Annotated in this window: 20 protein-coding genes and 3 tRNA genes; 17 read left to right on the top strand and 6 right to left on the bottom strand. The window is 49.8% G+C overall.

The genetic code is table 11. The features are described from left to right. Window positions 1–522: 522 nt before the first annotated feature. Window positions 523–1,818: a hypothetical protein gene (locus tag ACJJIQ_RS16030; RefSeq protein WP_445362419.1), complete on the bottom strand. Its 1,296-nt coding sequence runs from the start codon at window positions 1,816–1,818 to the stop codon at window positions 523–525. Between the two features lie 582 nt (window positions 1,819–2,400). On the opposite strand from ACJJIQ_RS16030, the gene ACJJIQ_RS16025 reads away from it, so the two are divergent. Next, a complete protein-coding gene (locus ACJJIQ_RS16025; protein ID WP_445362418.1) occupies window positions 2,401–2,559 on the top strand; it encodes a hypothetical protein in 159 nt (52 codons plus the stop codon). 585 nt (window positions 2,560–3,144) lie between these two features. After that, window positions 3,145–4,533, top strand: a complete 1,389-nt coding sequence (locus ACJJIQ_RS16020; protein WP_413663192.1) for an MFS transporter — start codon at window positions 3,145–3,147, stop codon at window positions 4,531–4,533. A 35-nt stretch (window positions 4,534–4,568) separates the two neighbouring features. Here ACJJIQ_RS16020 and ACJJIQ_RS16015 read toward each other — a convergent pair whose 3' ends face one another. Beyond that, on the bottom strand, window positions 4,569–5,930 hold the full coding sequence (locus ACJJIQ_RS16015) for a hypothetical protein (RefSeq protein WP_445362417.1): 1,362 nt from the start codon (window positions 5,928–5,930) through the stop codon (window positions 4,569–4,571). A 660-nt stretch (window positions 5,931–6,590) separates the two neighbouring features. Between ACJJIQ_RS16015 and ACJJIQ_RS16010 the strand changes: the two genes are divergently transcribed. Next, window positions 6,591–7,751 carry an NnrS family protein gene (locus ACJJIQ_RS16010; protein WP_444907373.1) on the top strand — a complete coding sequence of 387 codons (1,161 nt, stop codon included), beginning with the start codon at window positions 6,591–6,593 and terminating at the stop codon, window positions 7,749–7,751. Window positions 7,752–7,833: 82 nt separating this feature from the next. Here the strand turns inward: ACJJIQ_RS16010 and ACJJIQ_RS16005 are convergent, their stop codons facing one another. Then, a complete protein-coding gene (locus ACJJIQ_RS16005; RefSeq protein WP_445362416.1) occupies window positions 7,834–8,256 on the bottom strand; it encodes a GFA family protein in 423 nt (140 codons plus the stop codon). A gap of 86 nt (window positions 8,257–8,342) precedes the next feature. Continuing rightward, the gene (locus tag ACJJIQ_RS16000) at window positions 8,343–9,134 is read right to left on the bottom strand and encodes a PhzF family protein (RefSeq protein WP_445362415.1); all 792 of its coding nucleotides are present in this window, start codon (window positions 9,132–9,134) and stop codon (window positions 8,343–8,345) included. Between the two features lie 195 nt (window positions 9,135–9,329). Here ACJJIQ_RS16000 and ubiM point away from each other — a divergent pair, with 195 nt between their 5' ends. The 14 genes from ubiM to ACJJIQ_RS15930 all read left to right on the top strand — a co-directional run bounded on the left by ubiM (window position 9,330) and on the right by ACJJIQ_RS15930 (window position 22,623). Then, window positions 9,330–10,496 (top strand): 5-demethoxyubiquinol-8 5-hydroxylase UbiM, encoded by a 1,167-nt coding sequence (gene ubiM, locus ACJJIQ_RS15995; RefSeq protein ID WP_445362414.1) that lies wholly within the window; start codon window positions 9,330–9,332, stop codon window positions 10,494–10,496. Window positions 10,497–10,784: 288 nt separating this feature from the next. After that, a tRNA-Met gene (locus ACJJIQ_RS15990) sits at window positions 10,785–10,861 on the top strand. A 41-nt stretch (window positions 10,862–10,902) separates the two neighbouring features. After that, window positions 10,903–10,979: transfer RNA gene (locus tag ACJJIQ_RS15985), tRNA-Met, on the top strand. 37 nt (window positions 10,980–11,016) lie between these two features. Further along, window positions 11,017–11,093 (top strand) — tRNA-Met (locus ACJJIQ_RS15980). 136 nt (window positions 11,094–11,229) lie between these two features. Next, window positions 11,230–11,694: a ribosome maturation factor RimP gene (gene rimP, locus ACJJIQ_RS15975; protein WP_108734364.1), complete on the top strand. Its 465-nt coding sequence runs from the start codon at window positions 11,230–11,232 to the stop codon at window positions 11,692–11,694. Between the two features lie 42 nt (window positions 11,695–11,736). Continuing rightward, window positions 11,737–13,239 (top strand): transcription termination factor NusA, encoded by a 1,503-nt coding sequence (gene nusA / locus ACJJIQ_RS15970; protein ID WP_413663186.1) that lies wholly within the window; start codon window positions 11,737–11,739, stop codon window positions 13,237–13,239. Between the two features lie 64 nt (window positions 13,240–13,303). Continuing rightward, window positions 13,304–16,204, top strand: a complete 2,901-nt coding sequence (gene infB / locus ACJJIQ_RS15965; protein ID WP_445362413.1) for a translation initiation factor IF-2 — start codon at window positions 13,304–13,306, stop codon at window positions 16,202–16,204. 90 nt (window positions 16,205–16,294) lie between these two features. Then, window positions 16,295–16,693, top strand: a complete 399-nt coding sequence (gene rbfA / locus ACJJIQ_RS15960) for a 30S ribosome-binding factor RbfA (RefSeq protein ID WP_108734361.1) — start codon at window positions 16,295–16,297, stop codon at window positions 16,691–16,693. 3 nt (window positions 16,694–16,696) lie between these two features. Further along, window positions 16,697–17,638: a tRNA pseudouridine(55) synthase TruB gene (gene truB, locus ACJJIQ_RS15955; protein ID WP_282931410.1), complete on the top strand. Its 942-nt coding sequence runs from the start codon at window positions 16,697–16,699 to the stop codon at window positions 17,636–17,638. Between the two features lie 146 nt (window positions 17,639–17,784). Continuing rightward, window positions 17,785–18,054, top strand: coding sequence for a 30S ribosomal protein S15 (gene rpsO, locus ACJJIQ_RS15950; RefSeq protein ID WP_252083174.1), 270 nt, complete (start codon window positions 17,785–17,787; stop codon window positions 18,052–18,054). Between the two features lie 263 nt (window positions 18,055–18,317). Next, window positions 18,318–20,441, top strand: coding sequence for a polyribonucleotide nucleotidyltransferase (gene pnp / locus ACJJIQ_RS15945; RefSeq protein WP_444911446.1), 2,124 nt, complete (start codon window positions 18,318–18,320; stop codon window positions 20,439–20,441). Between the two features lie 114 nt (window positions 20,442–20,555). After that, the gene (locus ACJJIQ_RS15940; protein ID WP_444891926.1) at window positions 20,556–21,206 is read left to right on the top strand and encodes a hypothetical protein; all 651 of its coding nucleotides are present in this window, start codon (window positions 20,556–20,558) and stop codon (window positions 21,204–21,206) included. Further along, on the top strand, window positions 21,199–21,603 hold the full coding sequence (locus ACJJIQ_RS15935; protein ID WP_413663182.1) for a GFA family protein: 405 nt from the start codon (window positions 21,199–21,201) through the stop codon (window positions 21,601–21,603). Before ACJJIQ_RS15940 ends, ACJJIQ_RS15935 begins: the two co-directional genes overlap by 8 nt. A gap of 51 nt (window positions 21,604–21,654) precedes the next feature. Then, the gene (locus ACJJIQ_RS15930) at window positions 21,655–22,623 is read left to right on the top strand and encodes a zinc transporter ZntB (protein ID WP_445362412.1); all 969 of its coding nucleotides are present in this window, start codon (window positions 21,655–21,657) and stop codon (window positions 22,621–22,623) included. 55 nt (window positions 22,624–22,678) lie between these two features. Here ACJJIQ_RS15930 and ACJJIQ_RS15925 read toward each other — a convergent pair whose 3' ends face one another. Further along, on the bottom strand, window positions 22,679–24,241 hold the full coding sequence (locus tag ACJJIQ_RS15925) for a hypothetical protein (RefSeq protein ID WP_444896205.1): 1,563 nt from the start codon (window positions 24,239–24,241) through the stop codon (window positions 22,679–22,681). A gap of 164 nt (window positions 24,242–24,405) precedes the next feature. Further along, the gene (locus ACJJIQ_RS15920; protein WP_445362411.1) at window positions 24,406–25,443 is read right to left on the bottom strand and encodes an endonuclease/exonuclease/phosphatase family protein; all 1,038 of its coding nucleotides are present in this window, start codon (window positions 25,441–25,443) and stop codon (window positions 24,406–24,408) included. Between the last annotated feature and the right edge of the window lie 81 nt (window positions 25,444–25,524).

Raw genomic sequence — 25,524 nt, 5'->3', positions numbered from 1 at the left:
ACTTAGCAAGAGTGGTAATTAGGTGGTTCTATATCGGTAATTAACGAATGAAACTTCTGTAGCTCAGTTAGGTTTTAATGAGCGCCAGGTAAGAAGTTTAAAGGCCATAAATGGTAAGAGAAGTAGTGAGAATGCTTGCTTGCACTGATCCCAAGCCATTTTTTGGCATTAATGCTTGGAGATGCCGAGGCTATATTCATTTTTGCTTCGATTGATATGAAATATTTATTCCAAATTTTTCACCTGTATTGGGTGATTTTACTATTCATTTAATTTGCTCCTGTTTGGTTTGTTGGTCGGTCAAAATGTAGTGAAGTGATAAATGACCCCTACTTACGGTATCGCTTTTAGTATTATTAATAAATAAGATAATTGGTATGAGATAAAAGCACTGAAATGCTAGTAAAAAAGTCTGATTTAACCAGTATTTTCATTGCAGAGTTATATTGATATTTGATAGTGGATAGAAGATGTATGGTTAGGAGGAGTCCATATATGGGTATACGGACTCCTATCAACTATTTACTGTGTAAAAGTGGCGCTATTATTGTCACCAAGCTGTGTAACATTAATGCTGTCGTTGAAGCCTGTTTGCGTGACCATCAAGAAATTATTATTGCCATCCTGAGATAAAATAGCGGTATCCTGCTGTCCACTCTGAGTTAAATCTATTTCATTTAAACTTCCTGTTTGGTTCAGAGTAGCTGACTCTGAGTCTCCATCTTGCAAGGAGCTAATTAAGTTGTCTTCACCACTTTGCACCGCGTATAGATATGCATCAAAACTGCTTTGTTCAGCGTCTATAGTATTCAAATCATCGATTTGTATGATTTCTGCATAGTGAGAAGACCCACTTTGAGCAAGTAACGAGTCGTTGCTATCTCCTGTTTGGGTCACTGAGGAATTACTATCAAAGGCTTGACTTAATAATGTATCAGCATTATTACTTGAGCCCTCTTGAATGATTGAGGCAGTGATATTTGCCGAGTCATTATATAGGATAAAGGAGTTATTTTGATCGCCTACCTGTAACAAATAACTTGTACTACCACTGGTGTTATTTGAAGATGACCCAGAAAAGTTGTCGTCTCCATATTGTTCAATTGTATCATTTTGGTTAAAGCTTACATCGTGAACAAAATTGATAGTATTTGAGTTTCCTTGCTGGATATTCACAACGCTATTATCAGCACTTCCGTCATCATCAAAACCACTAACAATATTCGAGTCACCAGTTTGTTGTATTACAATACTGGTATTGGAGCTATCTTCCTGAAAAGTTGATGCAATATTATCGTTACCATTGATATCAACTACCAAAGATACAGAGTCAGAGTTTTGTTGAAAGGAGCTACCAATGTTGTTATCTCCTGTTATCGTGAATTCCATTATGCTGTTTGAAGTTAAAGTTTGAAATGATCCGCCGGTATTATTGGAGCCAGTGATGGTATATTCCATCGTGGTATTACTAGTAGAGGTTTGCTGGGTTGCTCCCTGATTGTTATCCCCAACAATGGTCATGATTCCGCTGGAGTCAGTTGTTCCATCCTGAAAGGCAAAAACATCATTGGTATCGCCCTCTTGATACTGAATGATCACTCCATTAGTATTGCCATTAGATTGTGACGCTTCAGCAATATTATTATCGCCGATCTGGGTTTGCTCAATCAGGTTATTGGTAATAGTGGGATCACTTTGATCCCCCATTGCGGTATTTCCCGTACCCTCTTGATAGAGGATATATTCATTGTCATCTGCATGAACCAGACCACTGATGGCAAGGGATAGAGCGGTAACGGCTATAGGTAAAATCTTCACAAGTAACTCCTTTACTTCAACTCGTTATGGGGCATTGACTGCGCCCACAGTACTTCCTGTACAACACAGGTGAAATCTGTATCCAATCCCGGTGTAAACGAACGGCGACTACATTCCGCCTCTACCGTCCGCCGGGCATGGGGGATGATTTGATCGGCCCTAAATGGTGAGTGAAGTAGTGAGACTGCTTACTTGCACTGGCTCCAAGCCATTGTCATTGGCATTAGTACTTGGATATGTCGGGGCTAAGATCATTGGCGGATTTCTAAAAAAGACTCAATGATTCCAAATTCTGGTGGGCATAAGTGCTCACCGTTTGTCATAGATATTTCTCCTCTGTAATCCGTTTGATTGGGCTCTCCAAAAGTCGAAATCCAGCTCGTTTCAGATATTGGAACCTTGGAAAAAGTATTGACAATGAGACTCCTCAGGGGAATGAGATAAAAGCACTGAGATACTGGGACTAAAGTCGGGAAATACCTGATATTTTGAGTGTGTTCGGATGTGGCTGCTGGGAGGAGGGTTGGATGATAGATTCTGGGAGATAGCTGTCTGAACATACAAGTTCCTAGAGATTGGCACATGGCTTTACTGCAGAGAAATCGCAGTATTATTACCAAATTAAGTAGTGGTGATGCTATCGTTAATTCCTGCCTGCGTGAGCATTATTTAATTGTTGTTGCCGTTAAATTGTGTTGCTTCAACGTTATTATTGTCGCCAATCTGAGCTTGATTTATTAAGTTGTTAGTGGTTGTTTGTTCAATTTGATCTTCAGTAGCAGTGTTGCCAGTTCTTACTTGGTTGATGAGTAAGTACTGTTCGCCAGGGCCTGATGGCCATGATTGATCGAGAGAATGGTAATGGCTAAAGATAGCACCTTCATGGGAAAATCCTGTCAGTCTTTGATTTTTGATTTATAAGAATTGGAGAAGGGGCCCCGCTCAAGCCTGTCGATCAATCCTGGTTGATCATCGGCTGATAGCTTTAAATACTTCTGCTACCGGATACTGCTTTTGGACTGATTCGATCTGCTAAACATGGAATGAGGATTAGTGAGACTGCGGACTTACACTGACATCAAGCCATTGTTGTTGGCATTAATGCTTGTCTATGCCTGAGCTGGGGCCTAATCAGAGTATTGCGGAAGAAAGTAATTCTGGATATAGGAGAAAAGCACCGAGATTCTAGTAATAAAGTTTATGAGAACCCCATTGGTTCTAGGCTGTTACTTGGTGTTGCCTGATAATTTGCGCTGCAGTTGGTCCTTCATTGGTCCAAGCTTATATATCCATTGCATAACTTGCAAAGTGTGAAGTTTGGCATTTATGGCAGCCTCAAAGACCCCGCTATCGCGATCACAGATTATTGGCTTAACAGCATTGTCGTTGGCAGTCTTTTTGGTGGCCAATGATTTTACGGCCTTCTCCGTCGCTATCCCTGCAATGGAAAAACATTTTAACGCAGATATCTCCACCCTTCAGTGGGTGATTAACGGTTATGCATTGGTGTTCGGGATTTTTATAGTTACTGGCGGGCGCTTGGCGGATATGTTTGGTCGGCGCCGGCTATTTTTTGTTGGAACCTCAATCTTCGTCTTTTTTTCAGTTTTGGGTGGTCTGGCCGTCAATGAATGGATGCTGCTGGGAAGCCGGGCATTAATGGGTGTTGGTGGTGCTCTGATGTGGCCCGCTGTGCTCGGCATGACCTATCAGATCATGCCTGATGACCGCGCCGGTCAGGCAGGCGGTTTGATAATGACGGTGTGTGGCTTTGCGAACTCTGTAGGGCCACTGTTGGGTGGTTTTTTTACAGATTTTCTTAGCTGGCGCTGGATTTTTTTTATTAACTTACCCATCGCTTTGGCGGCAATGTTGGTGGGTTGGAAAGTAATTGAGGATGATAAGCCCGATGAGAGCAATGAAAAGGTTGACTATTGGGGGATGGCCTCATTATCAATTAGCCTTTTGGCTTTAATGTTATCTCTGGATTTTGTTATCGATGTAGGATTTAGAAGTCCTTTAGTGATTGGACTTTTAGTAACATCGGTGATTTTCTTTTTGGTATTTGCCTGGGTTGAGCCTCATACTCGCTCTGACCCACTTATTCCCCCGGATGTAGCTACTAATTGGCGCTTTTTTTCTATCTGTGTGGTGACTTTGCTTCTATCGGTCACTTTTGTATCTATGTTGCTTTATATTCCTCAATTTTTAATTAAGGAGTTGAGCTATTCTGCAGTTTGGTCTGGTGCGGGTTTATTGCCGGTGATGATTACCTATGCGGTAGTCTCATATATAGCAGGGTGGTTATATGAATTTTTGGGGGCTCGCCTAATTTTAGCGGGAGCGGCACTCTTTTTAGGTTTGGGTATGTTTTTACTTTCTGGCCTAGTGGTTCGCGATCACTATCTGCACTTGGTACCGGGAATGCTCACTCTCGGTATAGGATTAGGCTTATATTTTCCTACGATAACGACTACTGCGGTTACGGTATTGGGGCCTGCCAGGGCAAGCTTGGCGGCGGCCTTAATTTATATGTTCCAAATTATCGGCGGTGCTATTGGTCTGGCGATGAATACAACGGTTGTTGCGATGGCTCCGGAATTATCTGAAGGTATTGATCGGGCATTTACTGTTAATGCGTGTTTGGCTGCTGCAGCACTGATTGTAAGTTTGCTGTTTGTGAAAGGGGATGTTTCCCAGAAAGAAAAAATCTGAGCAATAAATAATATGGTTTTTCTTAGCCTCTTTCTCTACTGTATGTATATCGCAGAATTGTTACTGCCAATCTGTGAAATGGAGATAGTAGCACCAAAACTCAATTGAATTACCTGGAGAAAGTTGTCTGTACCTAGTTGTAGTAGCTCTGCACTATTAAAGCTGCCGGTTTGAGTGAGATTGATAGTGTTTAGCTCACCCAGTTGAATGATGTCCGCATCATCAATATAACCAGACTGCGTTGAACTTACTTGATTCTGTAGGCCTTGTTGCAGCAACTGTAGTCTTGCACTAAAGCCATCTTGAATGGCTATTAATGTGTTTTGATCAAATTCCTGGTCTATAGCTGCCTCAGAGACTGATCCACTTTGACTAATATCAGCACTATTATCCGATCCACTTTGTGTGACAACACTACTGGCCCCTTCAATAGCGAGTTGTATTGACGTGGCGCTATTACTTGTTCCTGTTTGTGTTATCTCGGAAAAATTATTGATGTTTATCTGGTTGATTGTGGACCCGTTGTTTGTTCCACTTTGAGATGTAAAGGCCTGGTTGTTTTGAGCAAGATTAACAATTATAGAAGCGCGATTACTCTGTCCTTGCTGGATGGAACTGTTAAATCCCTGAATAGAGTTGCTTGTTTGGATGCTAGTAGCACTGGAATCTGTAAGTTGTACTATTGAGTTGGTATTAAAGGCGCCGTTAGTATTTGTTATCCGGGCAGTGTTGTTATTGCCAAATTGTTGAATTTGATTATTGGTTCCCAGAGACTGTATCAGGATAATTCTAGTATCAATATTCTGGCTTCCACTTTGGATAATACTGGCAGAGTTTGCTATGCCACTTTCTTTATCGATAATCTCAGCTCTATTAAAATTACCTAACTGGCTAATAGAGACATCACTAAGAGCAACATCATCTTGGATAGATTCCGAAAAATTTAGGGTTCCTATCTGCGAGATGTTAGCAGTTGTACCAGTGGAAAGGTTTTGTATGCTCGTAATTTGATTTAGGGATTGTTCCTGACTGATGCTTATAGTGCTAAACAGTGTACTTGTCTGTGAGGTTTCGGCCTTGTTGAGAACATTAAGCTGGGAGACTGATGTCGTGCTGCCCAGGCTGCTGGATTGAACTGACATTAGCTCGTTTGATACGCCTCTCTGCAACTGGATAATAGATCCTTCAGTATTGCCGTTGGATTGCTGAGCCACCACATTATTAAATTCACCACCTTGTGTTTGCATGATGAGATTGTTAATGATGGTTGGGTCGCTTTGGTCCCCTATAGCCCGATTGCCAATACCCTGTTGTGACAGGATATAAGTGTTGGTTGCGAGGGCCTGGCAGCAGAATAGTAAGGTTGATGCCGCGATAAGATGGCCTGATATGGGCATAATTCCTCCACTGCACAGGCTGGCGTAAATCTCTAACTTAGGCTGTATCTTACCGGCACTGGGCACCGTGTGATGATTGCCATATAAAATTATGGTGAAAACTTAATGGATTTTATATGGGAGATAAGTACTGAATTACTAGGGAAATAGGTTCAAGCTTTATTCCTGGTTGAGTGTTTGTTTATTGGTGGCTCCGTGTATATTTCTGTAAATGGAAGTGCTTCCCAATCTGAGTAAACTTGTGAGATACTTCAAGTCCACTTCACCTTTGCCCAGTTTTTCCTGAAAATAGAAATAACCCTATAAAACGTGTGGTTTTTTCAGGTTATCTACACAGAAAAAGATTCTTCACCCCAGTTAGAATAATTCACAGACTACTCATTTTTTTGTTAACTATTTTTGTTAATTGAGTGAGAATAGGGCTCTTTCCCAATCCCTGGAAATGGAATCTCGGGCGATATCCCGCACTGATGCGGATGACTGAAAAGTCGGCGCTTTTGCCTAGGTTGCGGCGCCGCCGGACAGATAAACCCCTGTGTCCTGCTTTTTTTAGGACGCCTTTGATTCTCCAAGCAAAGCAGGCCTGTCGGGGTGGTCTTGTACTGCGAATTATTTGTGTAGGGAGCCCGGTGTTCCCGTAGTTGGTAAGGAGAATGGATTTTGATACCTATCGTTGACCGCGCGCGCGCGGAGTCTATTGCACCTATTTGGCGTATGCCGTTTCGCCCTTTTTTCTGGGGAGCTGCTCTGTGGAGTATGGTTGCCCTGGTTATCTGGCAGGGGCAGTTATTCGGTTGGCAGATGCCGGCTTTTCGAATGGGGGTAGTCTGGCACTCTCATGAGATGCTGTTCGGGTTCGCGGCTACTGTTGTTGTAGGTTTTCTCGGCACTGCCATGCAAACCTGGACCGGAATCCCCTCGCCAAAGGGAACCCAACTTATTGCTTTGGTCGGCCTGTGGCTCTTGGCCCGTTTGGGTTACCTGTTGGCGGCGGTCCCTATTTGGATGCCGGTGATTGCTGAAGTCTCCTTTTTCCTGTTCTCAGCGTTTTTGCTCGGAGCCAGGGTGTTGCGAACCAAGCAGTGGCGAAATATGTTTGTATTGCCTGCGATGCTGATGTTTGCTGCATTGTCCGCTAGCCACTGGTTGCTGCCAGGGGCACAGAGCCGAATCGCCTTGCTGGCTCTGCTGTTGGTGACGGCGATTATTTTGATAATCGGCGGGCGGGTTATACCGTTCTTTACGGCGCGCCGCTTTCACTTGAGCCCAAGGGATAAGATACCGGCTGTAGAGTGGGGTACCCATATTGCCGCGGTGGGCTTGTTACTGTCGGTGGCTGTTGGTTTGCCGCAAATGGTTTGGGCCTTTTTTGCGGTCTCTCTGGGTATTTTGCAGGTGATCCGGGTAGTTCGCTGGCACCCGACAAAAATATGGGCAGAACCGATGGTTTGGTCTCTGCATGTGAGTTACTGGTTGGTTATTTTGGGATGTTTTCTCGCGGCTCTGGCCTGGAGCCAAATCGCCCCTTCCTGGCAGAGTCCCGCCTTGCACGCATTTGCCGTTGGCGGTATCGGCGGGTTGATCTTGTCTATGACCAGTCGCGTCAGTCTCGGCCACACAGGTCGGATATTGAAGGCGCCGCGCTTGATGCCCCTGGCTTTTATGGCCCTGGCGCTGTCTGCTCTCGCACGTGTTTTTTGGGCTCCGGCCCCAAGTGGTTTGCTCGCAGCAATTATTGCCTGGGTAGTCGGTTATACGCTTTTCCTGCTGTATTACACCCCGGTGCTATTCCAGCCGCGCGTTGACGGTCATCCCGGCTAATTTTCTCTATGTGATCTTCAGTTGCTGCGAGAAACCTTATCATCGCAGCAACTGTGGTCGAGTAAAGCCATCATTAATAGGTCTATTCAGAGTCCGCACTGGCCACCTGGGGTAGTTTGTCTACTTTAGGTACGGTTTCCAGTTCCCGGTCCCACTCGGCTTTACTGGCCATAAAGATATGGGCGTTTGGCCTTACATCTATTGGGTGATCCAGACTGCCAGCGGGAACAGCTAAGAGGCCGACTTCAGGATCTTCTCGTGGCACTGCGGAACCGCATTGATTGCAAAAGCTTTTGCTGTGCCTTGTCCCTGCCAGCTTAAAGGTTTTGACTTGTTCTGCACCGGATAGCCATTCAAGTTTGGCTGATGCGAAGAATAGGTTTGCGGCATGAGCTGAACCGGTATCTTTGCGGCAGTAACTACAGTGGCAAAGGAAGAAGCCACCAAAGTCACCTTCAATTTCGAAGTTAATAGTGCCACATAGGCACGATCCTTTTTGTTCCATTGTTCAACGCTCCTCTGTTTAGTTGTACTTATCGTAATTGGGGAAATTGTGATTTACTTTGGATGTTTCGGTGGGTATTTGGGGTATCAAACCCGTATGCTCCCACTCAAATAGGGTACTGCTTTGCCTGAGATAATGACCCTGTCCCCGGCGATGGTGCAATTCAGCAGGCCGCCGCGCTTGGAGGCTTGATAGGCGATCAGCTCTTTCTTATCCAGAATTTGTGACCAGTAAGGGGCGAGCCCTGTGTGAATAGAACCGGTCACCGGATCTTCGGCGCCACCATTGGATGGCCAGAAATATCGGGAGACAAAATCGTACTTATCGGATTTTGCCGTGACGACCACATCGTAGGGGGCGAGCTTTCGCAGGCTGCTCGCATCCTGCTGTACATCCAATACTTCTCGCTCACTATTGTAGATGGCAAAGTAAGCTTGGTTGTTAAGTAACACTTGACTTGGTGTTATTGAAAGCCCCTCCAGTAATTCCGGCGGTATGCGATCTATGGGTTGTGGCTCCCTTCGTGGGAAGTCCATGGAAATAATTCCATTTTCTCCTCGGTTTATTGTCATTTTGCCCACAGCTGTCGCATGGAGCTGCAGTTGCTTGCATTGAGGGGTTTGAGAAAAAAGAACCTGGGCTGAGGCCAGGGTGGCATGTCCACAAAAATCAATTTCCGTTAACGGTGAAAACCAGCGAATTCCATAACTGGTATCTGGGCGTTTTACCAGGAATGCGGTTTCGGAAAGATTATTTTCTGCAGCGATGGACTGCATTAAATTTTCTTCCAGCCAATCCTCGGTAACAACAACTCCGGCTGAATTTCCGTGAAAGACTTTGTCGGTAAAAGCGTTAATGAAATGAATTTTAAGTTCCATATTTGAACTCCATGGTGCTCCAGTTTTTTCGGAAGCGCTGGTGGCGGGCGTGATATTTTATACCCCTAAAGTTCACCAATTTATACCTCTGTAGAGCGGCTTGGGATTGGCTTTAACCTGATCTGGATCAGTTTATCCCGGGTGTGAGTCACTAGAGTGACTTGTATTTGTTGCGTGCAAATCAGGGGTGTGAAAATGACGGAGTCCGATGTAGCTATCGTAGGTGCTGGACCGGCGGGGCTTTCCTTGGCGGTGATGCTCGCCCGCAAAGGGTGTCAGGTGGCAATTATTGAGCGTCAGGATAAGTCGGCGCTGTCCGCTCCCGTTGATGATGGCCGCGAGATTGCCCTGACACACAAATCCTACAAGCTGCTGCAGGAATTGGGGGCTTGGCAGAGATTATCCCCGGAAGAGATTAGCCCGCTAAATGCTGCCGAAGTAGTCGACGGCAATTCCCCTTCGACACTCCACTTTAGCCCGGGAGAGAGGGGGCCTCTGGGTTTTATTGTCTCCAACTCTGCAATCCGGCGAATCTTATATGAGACAGTTTTGGAGACTGAGAATATAACGCTGCTCGATAACTCGACTGTTACTGGGATGACATTGAGCGGTGCTATGCGTCATCTTGAGTTAGCAGAGGGGGAGGGCATGCGCGCTTCCCTGGTGGTTGCAGCCGACAGCCGTTTTTCTGAAGTGCGGCGCATGGCGGGCATTGGCGCCGATATGCGCGACTTTGGCCGAGTGGCGATTGTCGGCCCTGTACGCACCGAATTACCCCATGATGGTATTGCCCGGGAGTGTTTCCGCTACGGCTCGACACTGGCGCTGTTACCTTTGCCCAAGGCAAATATTTCATCGGCCGTGGTTACTGTTCCCGCCAGCCTCTCTGCCCAGATTATGGCGATGGGTAATGAAGAGTTTGCCGGGCACGTATCCCGCGAAAGCGCGTCCCAGCTCGGCGGTGTCGAAGCTTTTGGTGAGCGCCACTGTTATCCATTGGTTGCGGTATACGCACATCACTTTTTCACTGAGCGCTTTGCCTTGGTGGGAGATGCCGCTGTGGGGATGCATCCAGTGACCGCACATGGATTTAATTTGGGCTTGGCCGGTGCGGATACTTTGGCCCGCCAACTGGATAGTGTTAGCCGTCTATATAACCCGGCCAAGCTGACTCGGGCCTTGGCCCGTTACCAGATGCTGCACCGGGTTGAATCCAAGCCGATTTACTCTGGAACTAATAGGGTGGTGGATTTGTTTACCGACGATCGCCTGCCGGCCAAGTTGCTGCGCAAAATGGTGTTGCGAGTCAGTGATCGCTTTCCCCCAATTCGAAAAGCAATAGTGCACCAGTTAACTCGCTAGCTTATTCAGAGGCTTGTTAAGAGAGTTTTACTCTTCGTTCTTTTTATAAAAAGTACATGTGCAAGAAAGAAGACGGTATATGGAAGTGGCCTGCTTGCGGGATTTTCTTCCTTTTCTATACTGATTTGCGAGATGGTAGAGACGGCTTTAACCCCTCGGTGAAAACAAATGCCAATTACGGCTTGACTCACCGGGTCAGCACCAATAGAATGCGCAGCCTCTTGAGTGGTTGGGCAGGTCCCACCGCAGGGAAACAAAGATCAACCAGGCTTTGTTTCTTGGAGTTGTTGCGGGGTGGAGCAGCCTGGTAGCTCGTCGGGCTCATAACCCGAAGGTCGTAGGTTCAAATCCTGCCCCCGCTACCAATTTTACCTTCGGGTAAAATATTTGATTGCGCATTTGTTGTTGCGGGGTGGAGCAGCCTGGTAGCTCGTCGGGCTCATAACCCGAAGGTCGTAGGTTCAAATCCTGCCCCCGCTACCAACTTTCCTTAGGGAAACTTTGATTGCGCTTTCGTTGTTGCGGGGTGGAGCAGCCTGGTAGCTCGTCGGGCTCATAACCCGAAGGTCGTAGGTTCAAATCCTGCCCCCGCTACCAAATTTTGCATTCGTGCACACTGACTGCGCGAATGTGCGGTCAAAGCCCCGTCAGGGGCTTTTTCGTATCTGCAAGAAAAGTTGCAGATATTTTTCGAAGTGGGCCGTAGGCCCATTTTTTGTATGTGGTGACGAGAATGGCGAGCAAACGCGAATTGCTGGAAGAGCTTCTGGCGCCGGTGGTGGCATCGCTGGGGTGTGAGTTGTGGGGTATTGAGTACCAAACCCACGGTCGCAACGCGCTGCTGCGCATTTATATCGACTCCGAAAACGGTATTTCCGTTGAGGATTGCGAGAAAGTGAGCCGCCAATCCAGTGCTGTACTGGATGTGGAAGATCCCATCAGTAGTAAGTACACACTTGAAGTCTCTTCCCCAGGGCTCGACCGCCCTCTTTATAAGCTGGCCCAGTACGAGCGCTTTATCGGCGCCCAGATTGAAGTTCGCCTGCGTATGCCTCTGGATGGGCAGCGTAAGTGGCGCGGACTGCTGGCCGGTGTAGAGGGTGATGAAGTGGTTCTGCGTGTAGATAGTGAAAACGAATACCTTTTGCCGATCGACAGTATCGAAAAAGCAAATATCATTCCCCAATTTACCAAATAACCTGTAGGAGCCTGAGCTCAGGCGATTTTGAGGCACAGTTGCATGAACAAAGAGATCTTGCTGGTAGCCGAGGCGGTATCCAACGAGAAGGGCGTTGACCAGGAGATTATTTTCCAGGCCATCGAAGCGGCATTGGCAACGGCCACGAAGAAGCGCTACGACGAAGATTCAACCATTGAGGTTATCATTGATCGTCGTTCAGGCGATTACGAGACTTTCCGCAGCTGGGAAGTGGTCGGTGATGAAGTCTTGGCTGAGTTGGGTACCCAGTTCACCCTGGAAGAAGCCCACGAAAAAGATGCTGACCTGAAAGCAGGTGACGTTTTCCGCGAGCAGGTGGAAAATGTAGAATTTGGACGCATCGCCGCACAGACCGCAAAGCAGGTCATCGTACAAAAGGTACGTGAAGCCGAGCGCGCCAAAGTTGTAGACGAGTACCGCGATCGCGTTGGCGAAATGGTTAGCGGCACTGTGAAGAAGGTGACCCGCGACTTTATCGCTGTAGACCTGGGTAATAATGCCGAAGCGCGCCTGCCCCGCGATCAGCTGGTTGGTCGCGAAATTTTCCGACTCGGTGATCGCGTGCGCGCAATCCTGTTGGAAATCCAACCGGAAGCCCGCGGCCCCCAGCTGATGCTGAGCCGCTCCTGCCCGGAAATGATTGTCGAATTGTTCCGCATTGAAGTGCCGGAAATTTCCGAGCAGGTAATCGAAATTAAAGGCGCGGCCCGCGATCCCGGTCTGCGTGCAAAAATCGCTGTAAATACCAACGACGGTCGCATCGACCCGGTGGGTGCTTGTGTGGGCATGCGCGGCGCGCGTGTTCAGGCGGTATCCAACGAGCTGTCTGGCGAGCGCGTAGATATCGTTCTATGGGACGAAAACCCCGCTCAGTTCGTTATCAATGCGATGGCGCCAGCAGAAATTGAATCCATCGTAGTCGACGAAGACACTGGTTCTATGGACGTAGCCGTGGCAGAGGAAAACCTCGCAATGGCTATCGGCCGCAGCGGCCAGAATGTGCGCTTGGCCTCCGAGCTGACCCAGTGGCAGATCAATGTCATGAGCAGTGACGAGTGGCAGAGCAAGCAGGAAGCCGAGTCCAGCTCCATCATGCAGGTGTTTATGGATCGCCTGGATATCGATGAAGACGTTGCTGGTGTACTGGTTGAAGAGGGCTTCGCCTCTCTGGAAGAAGTAGCTTATGTACCCATCGAAGAGATGCTCGCAATTGAGGGCTTCGATGAGGATATCGCTGAGGAGCTGCGCGCCCGCGCCAAGGACACCCTGTTGACCCAAGCGCTGGCATCCGAAGAGAAGCTGGATGCGTCTGAGCCCCAGGAAGACCTTTTGAATATGGACGGTATGGAGCGCCAGCTGGCATTCCAACTGGCCAGCCGTGGTATTTCCACGATGGAAGACCTGGCAGAGCAGGCTGTCGATGACCTGCTGGATATCGAAGGTCTCGACCAGGAGCGCGCTGCAGCGCTGATTATGAAGGCGCGTGAGCCCTGGTTTGCCGATGACAGCGGCGAAGAAGCTTAAGTGCAGCGAAAAATAACTTACGTATAAGTAACCCCCTCCGACCAAGTGACTTTTAGGAGAGAGAATGGCCGAAGTAACAGTTAGTGAACTCGCCAAATCGGTTGGTGCCACCGAAGACCGTCTGCTCAAGCAGATGAAAGAAGCGGGTTTGCCTCACACCTCTGTGGATGCAGTGGTGTCAGACGAGGAAAAGCAGGTCTTGCTCAGTTTCCTGAAAAGCAGTCACGGGGAGCAGGGCGCCGCGCCGCGCAAGATCACCTTGAAGCGCAAAACCACAAGCACGCTGAAGACTGGCTCTGGCACCGGCCGCAAGACTGTGAATGTGGAAGTGCGCAAGAAGCGCACTTATGTGAAGCGCCCTCAAGCTGAGCTTGAAACCGTAGCGGCAGGCGAAGAATCGAGCAGCCCCGAGCAGGAAGCGGCAGTCGATGCCCTGCAAAATGAGCAGGAAAGACTGGAGGCCGAAGCCGAACGCGCTCGCGCAGAAGCCGAGGCAGAAGCTGCACGCCTAGCGGCGGAAGAAGAGGCGCTAGCCAAAGCCAAAGCCGAAGCCGAGGCGAAAGCCAAGGCTGAAGCCGAAGCGAAAGCCAAGGCCGAAGCAGAAGCAAAAGCCAAGGCTGAAGCCGAAGCGAAAGCAAACAATGAAGTAAAAGCCGATCAAGATGCGGCTAAATCAGAGGATAAGACCGCGGAAAACGTAGTGAAAAAGGCAGAGCCCGCCGCACCAATCCGCTCAAGCTACTCCGACGATATCGAGGCAATGCGTATTGCCGCGATGGAGCGTCGCAAGCAGCAGGCTGAGCAGGAAAAGCGTGAACTTGAAGAGAAGAAAGCTAAAGTAGAAGCTGACCGACGCGCAGCCCAGGAAAAGAAAGAGAAAGCTGCACAAGCTGCACAGACAGCCAAGGCTAAGCCAGCACCGGCAAAAAGTGCTGAGAAGACCACTGAGGTCAAGCCAGCTCTGCGTCGCAAGCTGGAGGCAGCATCCACTGCCCCCGCTGAAGCTGATCGCTCTGAGGACGAGCCGCGTAAGCGTCGCGGTCGCCGCTCCAAGTCCGGCCCGAAAAAATCCAGCAAAACCGCTCTGTACGAACAGGCGCTGGAAGTATTTGAGGAAGACGAAGCATCCAAGCGCAGCACGCGCTCCCTGTCTCGTCCGACCTTGAAGGTTAAACCTACGCACGGCTTTAAAAGGCCCACGGAGAAACAGGTGTACGAAGTACAGTTGGGCGAAACCATCACTGTTGGCGAGCTGGCCAAACAGATGAATGTGAAAGCCGGTGACCTGATCAAGCGCCTGATGAAAATGGGCGAGATGGTTACTATCAACCAGAGCCTGGACCGTGAAACTGCGCAGCTGATCATCGAAGAGATGGGCCACAAGGTGGTATTCCGCTCTGAAAGCGAGCTGGAGGAAGCGCTGGTTGCCGAGACCCAGTCCAGTGAGGGCACTGAGGTGTCCCGCGCACCGGTAGTTACCGTTATGGGTCACGTTGACCACGGTAAAACCTCCCTGCTGGACTACATCCGTAAGACCAAGGTGGCTTCCGGTGAGGCCGGTGGTATTACCCAGCACATCGGTGCTTACCGTGTGAAAACCAGCCAGGGCGAGATCGCTTTCCTGGATACCCCGGGACACGCCGCCTTTACCGCAATGCGCGCCCGTGGGGCCCAGGCAACTGACGTAGTTATCCTGGTAGTGGCTGCTGACGACGGTGTGATGCCGCAGACTGAAGAAGCTGTGAACCACGCCCGCGCTGCCGGTGTACCGCTGGTTGTTGCAATCAACAAGTGCGATAAAGAAGCTGCCGATCCCGATCGTGTTAAAAACGAGCTGGCTGCGAAAGATGTAATTCCTGAAGACTGGGGCGGTGATACCCAGTTTATCAATGTGTCTGCACACACTGGTGAAGGCATCGACGACCTGCTGGAAGCGATTTCTCTGCAAGCAGAGATGCTGGAGCTGAAGGCCAAGGTCAAGGTACCGGCAACAGGTGTTGTGATCGAATCCCGCCTGGAAAAAGGTCGCGGTGTTGTGGCGACCCTGCTGGTACAGAACGGCGAGCTGAAGCGCGGCGATATCGTACTGGCAGGCCAGAGCTACGGCCGTGTTCGCGCCATGACCAACGAGCTGGGCAAGCAGGTTAAAGAAGCTGGCCCTTCAACTCCGGTTGAGCTGCTGGGTTTGGACACCACACCCAACGCCGGTGACGAGTTCATGGTGGTTGCGGATGAGCGCAGAGCTCGTGAGGTAGCTGAACAGCGCGGTGATAAAGAGCGTCGCGAGCGCATGCAGCGCCAGCAGGCAGCCAAGCTGGAAAACATGTTTGCGAACATGGAAGCCGGCGAGCGCAAAGTACTGCCGGTTGTTATCAAAGCGGACGTTCGCGGCTCCCTGGAAGCTATCCTGGGCGCATTGGCGGATATCGGCAACGAAGAAGTTTCTGTCAACGTCGTGTCCAGCGGTGTAGGTGGTATCGCCGAGAACGATATCAACCTGGCCCTGACCTCCGGCGCTATCGTACTGGGCTTCAACACCCGTGCTGATGTGGCTGCCCGAAAGGTTGCTGAGACAGAAGGCGTAGAGATTCGTTACTACAGCGTGATCTACAACCTGCTCGACGAAGTGAAGCAGGCGCTGTCCGGTATGCTTGATCCAGAAATACGTGAAGAAATCGTGGGTATTGCCCAGGTTCGCGATGTATTCCGCTCACCGAAGTTTGGCGCCATTGCCGGTTGTATGGTTACTGAAGGTACCGTCTACCGCAACAAGCCGATCCGCGTACTGCGCGACAACGTTGTGATCTATCAGGGTGAACTGGAATCCCTGCGTCGCTTCAAAGACGATGTGCAAGATGTGCGCAACGGCATGGAGTGTGGTATCGGGGTTAAGGACTACAACGACGTTAAGTCCGGTGACCAGATCGAAGTTTACGATATCGTTAAGGTTGCTCGCGAACTCTAAGGAGTTCCGCAGCGGATCGAGGATAAACCCGCGCGGCGTTAGCCGTGCGGGTTTTCCTGTCTTTAAACCGCCATTCTCAATAGGTAAACAATGGCAAGAGAATTTCATCGCGCAGACCGCGTCGCCGACGCCATGCGCCGCGAGCTGGCCCAGCTGATCCAACACGAGATTCGCGATCCTCGCCTGGGTATGATCAACGTCAATGATGTTGAAGTCAGCCGCGACTTAACCGTTGCTAAAGTTTTTGTCACCCTGGTGGGTGAGGATGATCGCAGCAAAATTAATACCTCTATCGAAGTGCTGAACAAAGCCGCCGGCTTTTTGCGCACGCAGCTCGCGCGAGCAATCCAGATTCGCACTATTCCCCGTTTGCACTTCCGCTACGACGAGACCTCGGTGCGCGGCCAGGCGCTGTCTGCCCTGATCGACAAGGCGGTTAAAGAAGATCGCAAACACCAAGACGACGATAGCGACTCCAACGAAGATTAATCCATGGGCCGCAGACCAAAATGGGGCCGGCCGGTTCACGGCGTGCTGTTATTGAACAAGCCCGCCGGGATTACCGCCAATGACGCCCTGCAAAAAGCCAAACGACTCTTTTTCGCCAATCGCGCCGGTCACACCGGAGCGCTGGACCCCCTGGCAACCGGCGTGTTGCCGATCTGTTTCGGCGAAGCGACCAAGTTTTCCCAGTACCTACTCGATGCGGACAAGCGCTATCGCAGTACTTTTGTTTTCGGTATGACCACTGCTAGTGGCGATGCCGATGGCGATGTACTGGAAACTAAAGATGCTTCCGGTTTGACTGAAGAAGCCGTGCTGAAAGCGATGGAAGCCTTTCGCGGTCCTATCAAGCAAGTGCCGTCCATGTACTCGGCCCTCAAGCACAAGGGGCAGCCGCTGTATAAGTTGGCGCGCCAGGGCTTGGAAGTGGAGCGCGAGGCGCGGGAAGTAGAGATTTTTGAATTTGAACTGCTGAGCTTTACACCGGGCGCCCAGCCCCGTGCAGAAGTTGAGGTTCACTGCTCCAAGGGCACTTATATTCGCAGTATTGCCGAAGACCTGGGTCAGGCCCTGGGTGTCGGTGCCTATGTGGAAGAGTTGCACCGCAGCGCCGCCGGTCCCTACGTCGAGGCCGATTCAGTGACTCTGGATGAGCTCACCGAGGAGCGCGGTGAGGGAATGGCGGAGGAGTTGGATCACCACCTGTTATCGGTGGATTCTCCCGCCTCTTCGCTGCCCAAACTCACCCTTCCGGACGAGTCTGGTTACTATGTGCGTCAGGGGCAGCCGGTAATGGATTTGCAGGTCTACCGTATCGGTGAAGAAGGTGATATGGTGCGCCTCTTCCTGGAAAATGGCGATTTTCTGGGCGTAGGAGAAATTACTGACGACGGGTGTGTAGCGCCTCGGCGTCTGGTAAGTAGTACTTAAGCAGAAAACGCTATATTGGTGAGAGCCGATAGCGGTTGATGTGAGAGTATTGCAGTGGACTAAGTCCACAACAGTGAGTAGCTGGTCTGTAAATATGCACGGGCCAGCCGAATCTTTTAAAGCATATTACGACGAGGTTAATCGTTATGGCACTGTCTGCAGTAGAAAAAGCAGCAATCCTGAAAGAGCACGGCCAATCTGAAGGCGACACCGGTTCTCCGGAAGTCCAGGTAGCCCTGCTGACTGCCAACATCAACAAACTGCAGGGTCACTTCTCTGCGCACAAGCAGGATCACCACTCTCGCCGTGGTCTGATCCGCATGGTAAACCAGCGTCGCAAGCTGCTGGACTACCTGAAGCGCAAGGATCTGAACCGTTACGCACAGCTGATCGCTAAGCTCGGCCTGCGTCGCTAAGACCCTGGAATGCCCGCCTCTGGCGGGCTTTCTTCTTTAATGCTTGCTGAAAAGTGGCGCTGTTGTCACTTTTCGGCAGTTTCGCAACACAACCCCAGGGGCAAATATCCCGGCGGATGTGCTGCGTTTGCACCGGCCACCCGGGTCGGTAGCGGTACATCCCCGTATCGCTCTGGATTGAAGGTTTGGAACTTCTATCCAGGCAACCACTGTAGGGGTTACTGGAATGGGCCAGTAACCGTAAGGAAATAGGAAAAAAACTAGTGAATCCAGTAAGCAAAACTTTCCAATACGGACAACACCAAGTCACCATCGAGACCGGCCGTATCGCGCGCCAGGCTACCGGTGCTGCCCTGGTTAGCATGGGAGAGACTGTCGTCCTGTGTACTGTTGTCGGCGCTAAAGAAGCCAAGCCAGATCAGGGCTTCTTCCCGTTGTCCGTGCACTATCAAGAAAAAGCCTACGCGGCTGGCAAAATTCCCGGTGGTTTCTTCAAGCGTGAAGGCCGCCCGTCTGAAAAAGAAACCCTGACTTCCCGTCTGATCGATCGCCCGATCCGCCCGCTGTTCCCGAACGGCTTTATGAACGAAGTTCAGGTGATGTGTACTGTTCTCTCCGCTGAGAAGGACATGGACCCGGATATCGCTGCCATGATCGGCACTTCCGCAGCGCTGTCTGTTTCCGGGATTCCTTTCGCAGGCCCAATCGGTGCTGCGCGCGTGGGTTACACCCAGCAAGACGGCTACCTGCTGAACCCGGGCTACGAAGCTCTGAAGACCTCCGAGCTGGACATGGTCGTTGCCGGTACCAAAGACGCCGTACTGATGGTGGAGTCCGAAGCCCAGGAGCTGCCGGAAGACATCATGCTGGGTGCCGTACTCTACGCACACCAGGAAATGCAGGCCATTATCAAGGTTTGTGAAGAGCTGAAAGCGGAAGCGGGCAAGCCCCAGTGGGACTGGCAGGCTCCGGCGGAAAACACCGAGCTGAAAGCTGCCCTGGACGCTCAGTTTGGCGAAAAGGTTGCCGAAGCCTACCGCATCACCAACAAGCAAGAGCGCAGCACCCGCCTGGCGGAACTGCGCAGCGAAGCCGCTGAAGCCCTGGCTACTGAAGAAATTAGCGCCGATCTGGTAAAAAGCTACTTCGGCAAGCTGGAGAAGAAGCTGGTGCGCGGCGCTGTCGTTCGCGGCGAGCCCCGTATCGACGGTCGCGACAGCAAAACTGTACGTTCGATCGCTGTGGAAGTTGGCGCTCTGCCCAAGTCCCACGGCTCTGCGCTGTTCACCCGTGGTGAGACCCAGGCTCTGGTAGTGGCTACCCTCGGTTCCACTGGCGATGCACAGATCATCGACGCCCTGGAAGGTGAGCGCAAAGACTACTTTATGCTGCACTACAACTTCCCTCCCTACTCTGTAGGTGAAGCGGGTCGTGTAGGTGCTACCGGTCGTCGCGAGATCGGTCACGGCCGCCTCGCTCGTCGCGGTATCGCTGCAGTTCTGCCGAGCCCGGATAGCTTCCCCTACACCGTGCGTGTAGTTTCCGAGATCACTGAATCCAACGGTTCCAGCTCCATGGCTTCCGTATGTGGTTCCAGCCTGGCGCTGATGGATGCGGGTGTTCCGCTGAAGGCACCGGTAGCCGGTATCGCTATGGGTCTGGTGAAGGAAGAAGAAGGCTACGCGGTTCTGACCGATATCCTCGGTGACGAGGACCACCTCGGCGATATGGACTTCAAAGTAGCGGGTACCGCCTCTGGTGTGACCGCGCTGCAGATGGACATCAAGATCGAAGGTATTACCGAAGAGATCATGGAGACCGCTCTGGAGCAGGCTCTGCACGCGCGTCTGCACATCCTCGCGGAAATGAACAAGGTGATCGACTCTTCCCGTACCACCGTGAATGAGAACGCACCGCGCTACGCGACCCTGAAGATCCATCCGGACAAGATCCGCGACGTGATCGGTAAGGGCGGTGCGACTATCCGCTCCATCACTGAAGAGACCGGCGCCTCCATCGATATCGAAGATGACGGCACTATCAAAGTCTTCGGTGAAGACGGTGAGAGCCTGGAAGCGGCGGTAACCCGCATCGAGGAGATCACTGCGGAAGCTGAGATTGGCGCCATCTACGAAGGTACCGTGGTACGTATCGTAGACTTCGGTGCGTTCGTTAACTTCCTGCCGGGCAAAGACGGTCTGGTGCATATCTCCCAGATCGCTGAAGAGCGCGTAAATGCCGTAACTGATTACCTGAGTGAAGGTGAGAAGATTAAGGTTAAGGTACTCGACGTTGACCAGCGTGGACGTATCAAGCTTTCTATCAAGGAAGCCAAGGCCGATGCAGCTGCCGCTGAAGAAGCCAAGCAAGCTTCCGACGAAGCTTAAGTCTACGGACTGAAAAAACCCGGCTTTTAAGCCGGGTTTTTTTGTATCTGCCGAAGCGGAATTGTCGCTTATTACCGGTTTTCTATTAGAATTCTGGAAAAAAAGGGCAAAACATTGGACAACTTCTGGCTGATCGACATTCTCCTCACCCTCGCCGCACTGCTGATTGCCAATCAGTACTGGCGTCTTACCAATGCTCGCTTCCAATCAGCTGCACTCTTGGTGATGGCGGGCCTTCTATTTATCGCTGTCTCCGCGATTGTCGGTGCCTATCGCTACGGTATTGATCCCGGGGCAACCCAATTACACCGGGCTTTACTACAACTATCCGGGTTTAGTTCGCTGTTGCTAATTGGAATAGGGTTGGTTTGGGCACGTTTCGAGATAGGTATTGGACAGAGTACCCGGGGACCCGCTTATGTAGTGCTGGTGCTGGTATTGGCCTCGTCTATTGGCATCTCGGAAAGTGGCAGGTTATCGCCGCAGGAAGTGACAGAGGTATTTTCCGCCCTGGGGCTTCTATTGTGGTTGTGGGTTGCAATGATGGAATTGATGTCACCGCGACGACTATCGCCACCGGGTCCTTTGTTACTGGGGGCAGGGGCAGTAGTCATTGCAATGGATGGATTGTTTGTGGGTACCGGCGCTCCGCGAGTACTGGGCTTGGCGCGTACAAACTGGTTCCATCTGCTGCTGGGCCTTTCGCTGTTTTCACTGTTGGCTGCCCGCCCGTTATTTGAAAAGGAAAATAATTCAAATGAGTAAAGTTACTACTGAACTTCGCGGAGGTTGCCACTGTGGCGCTATTCGCTATCGGGCGCGGCACGAGCGCGACTCAGAGGAGAAACTGGTAGCCCATGCGTGCAATTGCTCGATGTGTGAGAAAGTGGGTTTTCTGCACGTCATTATTCCCGCTGAAAACTTTAAGCTGGAGTCTGGGGAAAAAGACCTGGATTGTTATACGTTTAATACGGGAGTGGCCAAGCACCTGTTTTGTCGCCATTGCGGCGTTAAGTCTTTTTATGTGCCGCGCTCAAACCCGGATGGCTATAGTCTTAATGCGCGCTGTTTTGATGAGAGACCCGGAGACTTGGAGGTGGAACCTTTCGATGGTCAAAACTGGGAGCAGAACGCCGCAGAGCTGGCCCATCTCAGTAAATAAGTCGCGCAAAGAAAGTGATGTTCCAATCAATATCAGGTGATATGAGAGCCTATGGAAACTGGTCTGGTCTACGCTGTCTTACTCGATCGCAAAGGCTCGGGCCGAGAGCTTTCCTGGGCAGAGGTGATATCCTGGCAACCTGATCAGGGAATTCTCTGGTTGCATTTTGACTACGACAGCACCAACACCGTCGAGTGGCTGCAACAGGATAGTGGACTCACAGCTACGGCGATAGAGACCCTGTCTGCGAAGACAACGCGCCCCTGTGTAATGACTGTGGATCAGGGGCTGATGTTGGCTATGTACGGCATTGAGCGAAAATCCAAGCCGCGCGCAAAGGATATGATCGCCATTCGCATTTGGGCCGAGGAAAACCGTATTATCAGTACCGGCCGACGGAAGTTGCTGTCAGAGGATGACTTGCTTTCTCGCTTGCGCAGTGGCTTTGGTCCCCGTGGAACTGCGGCTCTTTTGATGTCCCTGGCAGATCTGTTGGTCTTGCGTATGTGTGATCGGGCCGAAGACTTCGAAGAAAAAATCGATGACCTGGAAAACCTGTTATTAGATAAGGGAGGTTCGGAGCTCTCTTCCCTACTGGTTCGGCTGCGCAAGAGAACTATCGTATTGCGACGCTACTTATGCCTGCAGCGGGAGGTGCTCGGGCGTTTGCAGCAGGAATCCCTATCCTGGTTTGATGAGCACAGCCACGCCCTCTTGGGAGAGGTAAATGATCGGTTACAGCGCCATGTTGACGATATCGATGCGGTAAGGGAGCGCGCGGCAATCGCTCAGGAGGAATTGTTGAGTCGCACTTCGGATCAGTTGAATAGTCGTATGTATGTACTATCAGTGGTGGCAGCAGTTTTTCTGCCGCTGAGCTTTCTCACTGGATTGTTTGGGATTAATGTCGGCGGTATTCCCTGGGGACAGTCGTCCTTGGGCTTTATTGCTTTTTGTATCTTGCTGGTGGTGGCATTGGCTGGGCAGATCGCTTTGTTTTACTGGAAAAAGTGGTTGTAGTTATCTTTTGAAGTATCCTAGCTAAATAGGTTATTTCAGTTATCTGGGCTGCCAATCAGCCACGAAACCCTATAGACCTTACGATTCGATCAGCATTCGCCATAATGGTAAAGGTGATGGTTGAGCCTGCAATATTGGGAAAGTTGGCAGAATCCACAATATGGACATTTTTAAAGTGTGCCGGCCTTCCTAAGAGGTCTGAGCGGAATATCTCATGTTTTCCTCCCATCGGGAAACTGCCACCAAGGTGGAAGCTTTTGCCTGGTGGTAGTACGGTGAGAAAGAAGGGGGGGACCATACCAAGCCTTATCAGTGAACGCCTTATTAAAGACTGTGTTCTTTGGGCGATTTCTCGGGCTCTCGTATTTTCAATTCCTCTTATTTCTATTGAAGAGCTATCTGCTTGTTTGTCGGTTAAAGTTAGTTCCAATGAATCAGAATCCTCAGAGGACATAAAACCCTGAATTACGTATAAGCGATCCAAGGCGACTTGCTTTGGGAAAAGGGGGGGAAGTAGAGATGTTAATTGTTCTTCAATAATTTGGCTTCGACCATAAAGTTGGAGGTGTATTTGTTCAGGACTTATGTTTGGATTGTCAACTTCTAGAAAGATTTCTGCGAGGGTAAACTCAATCTCATAACGATACCCTTTGTAGAGAAAGAGGGGGAAGAAAAAATACTGGCTGTTTTTGATTTTGATTGGAGTATTTAATAGATTGAGGGATCTTGCCAGTATTGTAGTGGTGGCAAACTGGCCGGTTGCGAGAAAAACTTTCTGTGCGGTAATTTTTTTTATTTTGCTATTGGTTATATCAACTGCAATCACGTCTACGCCTTGACTTGTTTCATGAATCTCCAGGACAAGAAGACCTTTATGTATGGTGAGTTTGTCTTTTTGTAGTTTTTCAAACAAGTATTTAGGGTTGAAAATAGATTGGTATGGGCATCCGTCAAAGCAGTGGCCGCAATATCTACATCCATGCTCCCCCTTGCTTGCATCTACCGCTAAGCGGGCTCGACCAAATTCAATGCCATTCCTCTGGAGATTACTTTCAATAGCCTTCATTTTTTTCAATAAGAAATCTGTCGGCGCATTTCTTTTGATGGCAGTAAAGTTGTTAGGGAATAGTGGATACTCGTTGTTGAGATTGTCTATCTCCGCACTTATAGGCATATAGCGGAGTACATTTTTGTAGGATGGCGTTAGTTCATTTAAGGAAATAGGCCAATTTGCTAGCTGATTTTCACTGTAGGGCATGATAGCTGCACCCCATACGTTCCCAAGCCCACCAAAGCCATGGGAAAATTCTGTATTACAGTTTTTTGTCGTAATGCTGAGAGGTTTTGGTACTCTGTATGGAAAGTCAGACCCAAATAGATATCTTCTTTCCAGGCCTTTTCGGGAGGCTACTGGAGCTGGAAACAGTTTATCTTTGTCCTCCTGAGTCCATGCATCAATGTTTTTTTTGGATAAGATATTAACTTGGTATTTGATATCGTCTTCAAGGTCATATGAAACATCAACGACTTCAACTTCTTGCCCAATATCTTGCAATGCCTTGACTGTAGCGATACTCGCAGGACCACTTCCGACAACTAGGTTCTTAATCCTGTCCACTGAAAGCCCTTCCCGCCAAGCATGCGGTTTATGCGTGGGTTAAAGTTCTCCTCAATAAGCAAAATTGTAGCTGGATTGGGTTTTCAGTCCGGTGTCGTTCACTTTGTCGGTAAATTGGTTAAGCCCCTTCCGATCCCCTGCGGAAGAGGCTGTGTGCCGCTCGTTTAGTGTTTAACCCATGAGAAGTCTACAAATACTGGGTCGTGGTCGCTCAGCCCTGTGTACTCCGCGGAGCCAATGTAGTAATTGGTTACGTCCAGCGTGTAATTGGGGTTGTTATTAATAACGACGACATGATCGGTATCGTCCTGAAGTTCATCAGCACAGGCTTCCAAGCTGGTGTCGCTGCCAGATAGCATATATTGGCAGGCATGCTTGCCGCCGGTTTTGGCAAAAAATGCTTTCCAGGTTTGGTAGTTTGTACCGCGCCAGCCGTCGTCATTTTCATCAAACGCCATATTGAAGTCACCGGCCAATATGACTGTGGCATTACTTGAGTGGGCGACGATCATATCGGCAATCTGGTCGAGTTGCTTGGCTTTGGCATTTAGGTCATCGTCTTGGTGTCCTGCATCCATATGGGTGTTGTACACATGAACATGGAAGTTTTTGGTCACTTCAACTTTTGCTACGGTAAAGCCTTTTTCGGTATCACAGTCATTACCTGCGCACTTATCAAAAGTTTCCTCCTCATAAGTGGCGAAGGTGTAGTCGTCGTCATCGCGATTATCTCGGTCAAACGGAAACTTGGAAAAGGTCAGCAGGCCATTGCCAAAGCTGGTACCAGTGCCTTTCCAGTGTTTGGAGCGATAGGGGACTGTGTCGTTATCGAGCTTGTCGTCGTCGTCCAGATAATTGGCTTTGGTTTTGCTCCAAGCTTCCTGCATCAACCAGAGGTCTTTGGGGTTATTATCAAAAGTGTTAATAATCTGTTTGAAGTCAGATTTGCTGTTGCCGCCTATACACTCCAAAAATCCATCCATGTTGTAGACGATCATGTCAAAGCTGCCTGAATTGGCATCGGCAAATTCAGTGTCACCGTATTCATAGCCATCCAGGTCTTTTGAGCCGGTATCATCGACATCATCAATAAATTCAAACCAGTTACAAGAAGTAATTGCATCCCAAACGTCTTCAAAATCTACTGCTGCGGCGGAATGGCTGAATAGAAGTGTGAGTGAAAAAAGTATTCTTTTTATCATTATTGCTCTCCAACTTTGTTTTACCGACGGTTTTGTAGTGGGGTCGAAAATTGAGGCGTTTCTCTGGCGGCCCCTTTGTTT

It is taken from the genome of Microbulbifer maximicatervae (SeqCode) (genome assembly GCF_052468295.1).
The sequence above is the reverse complement of the archived record's forward strand: the minus strand, read 5'-3'. Positions and strand labels throughout refer to the sequence as shown.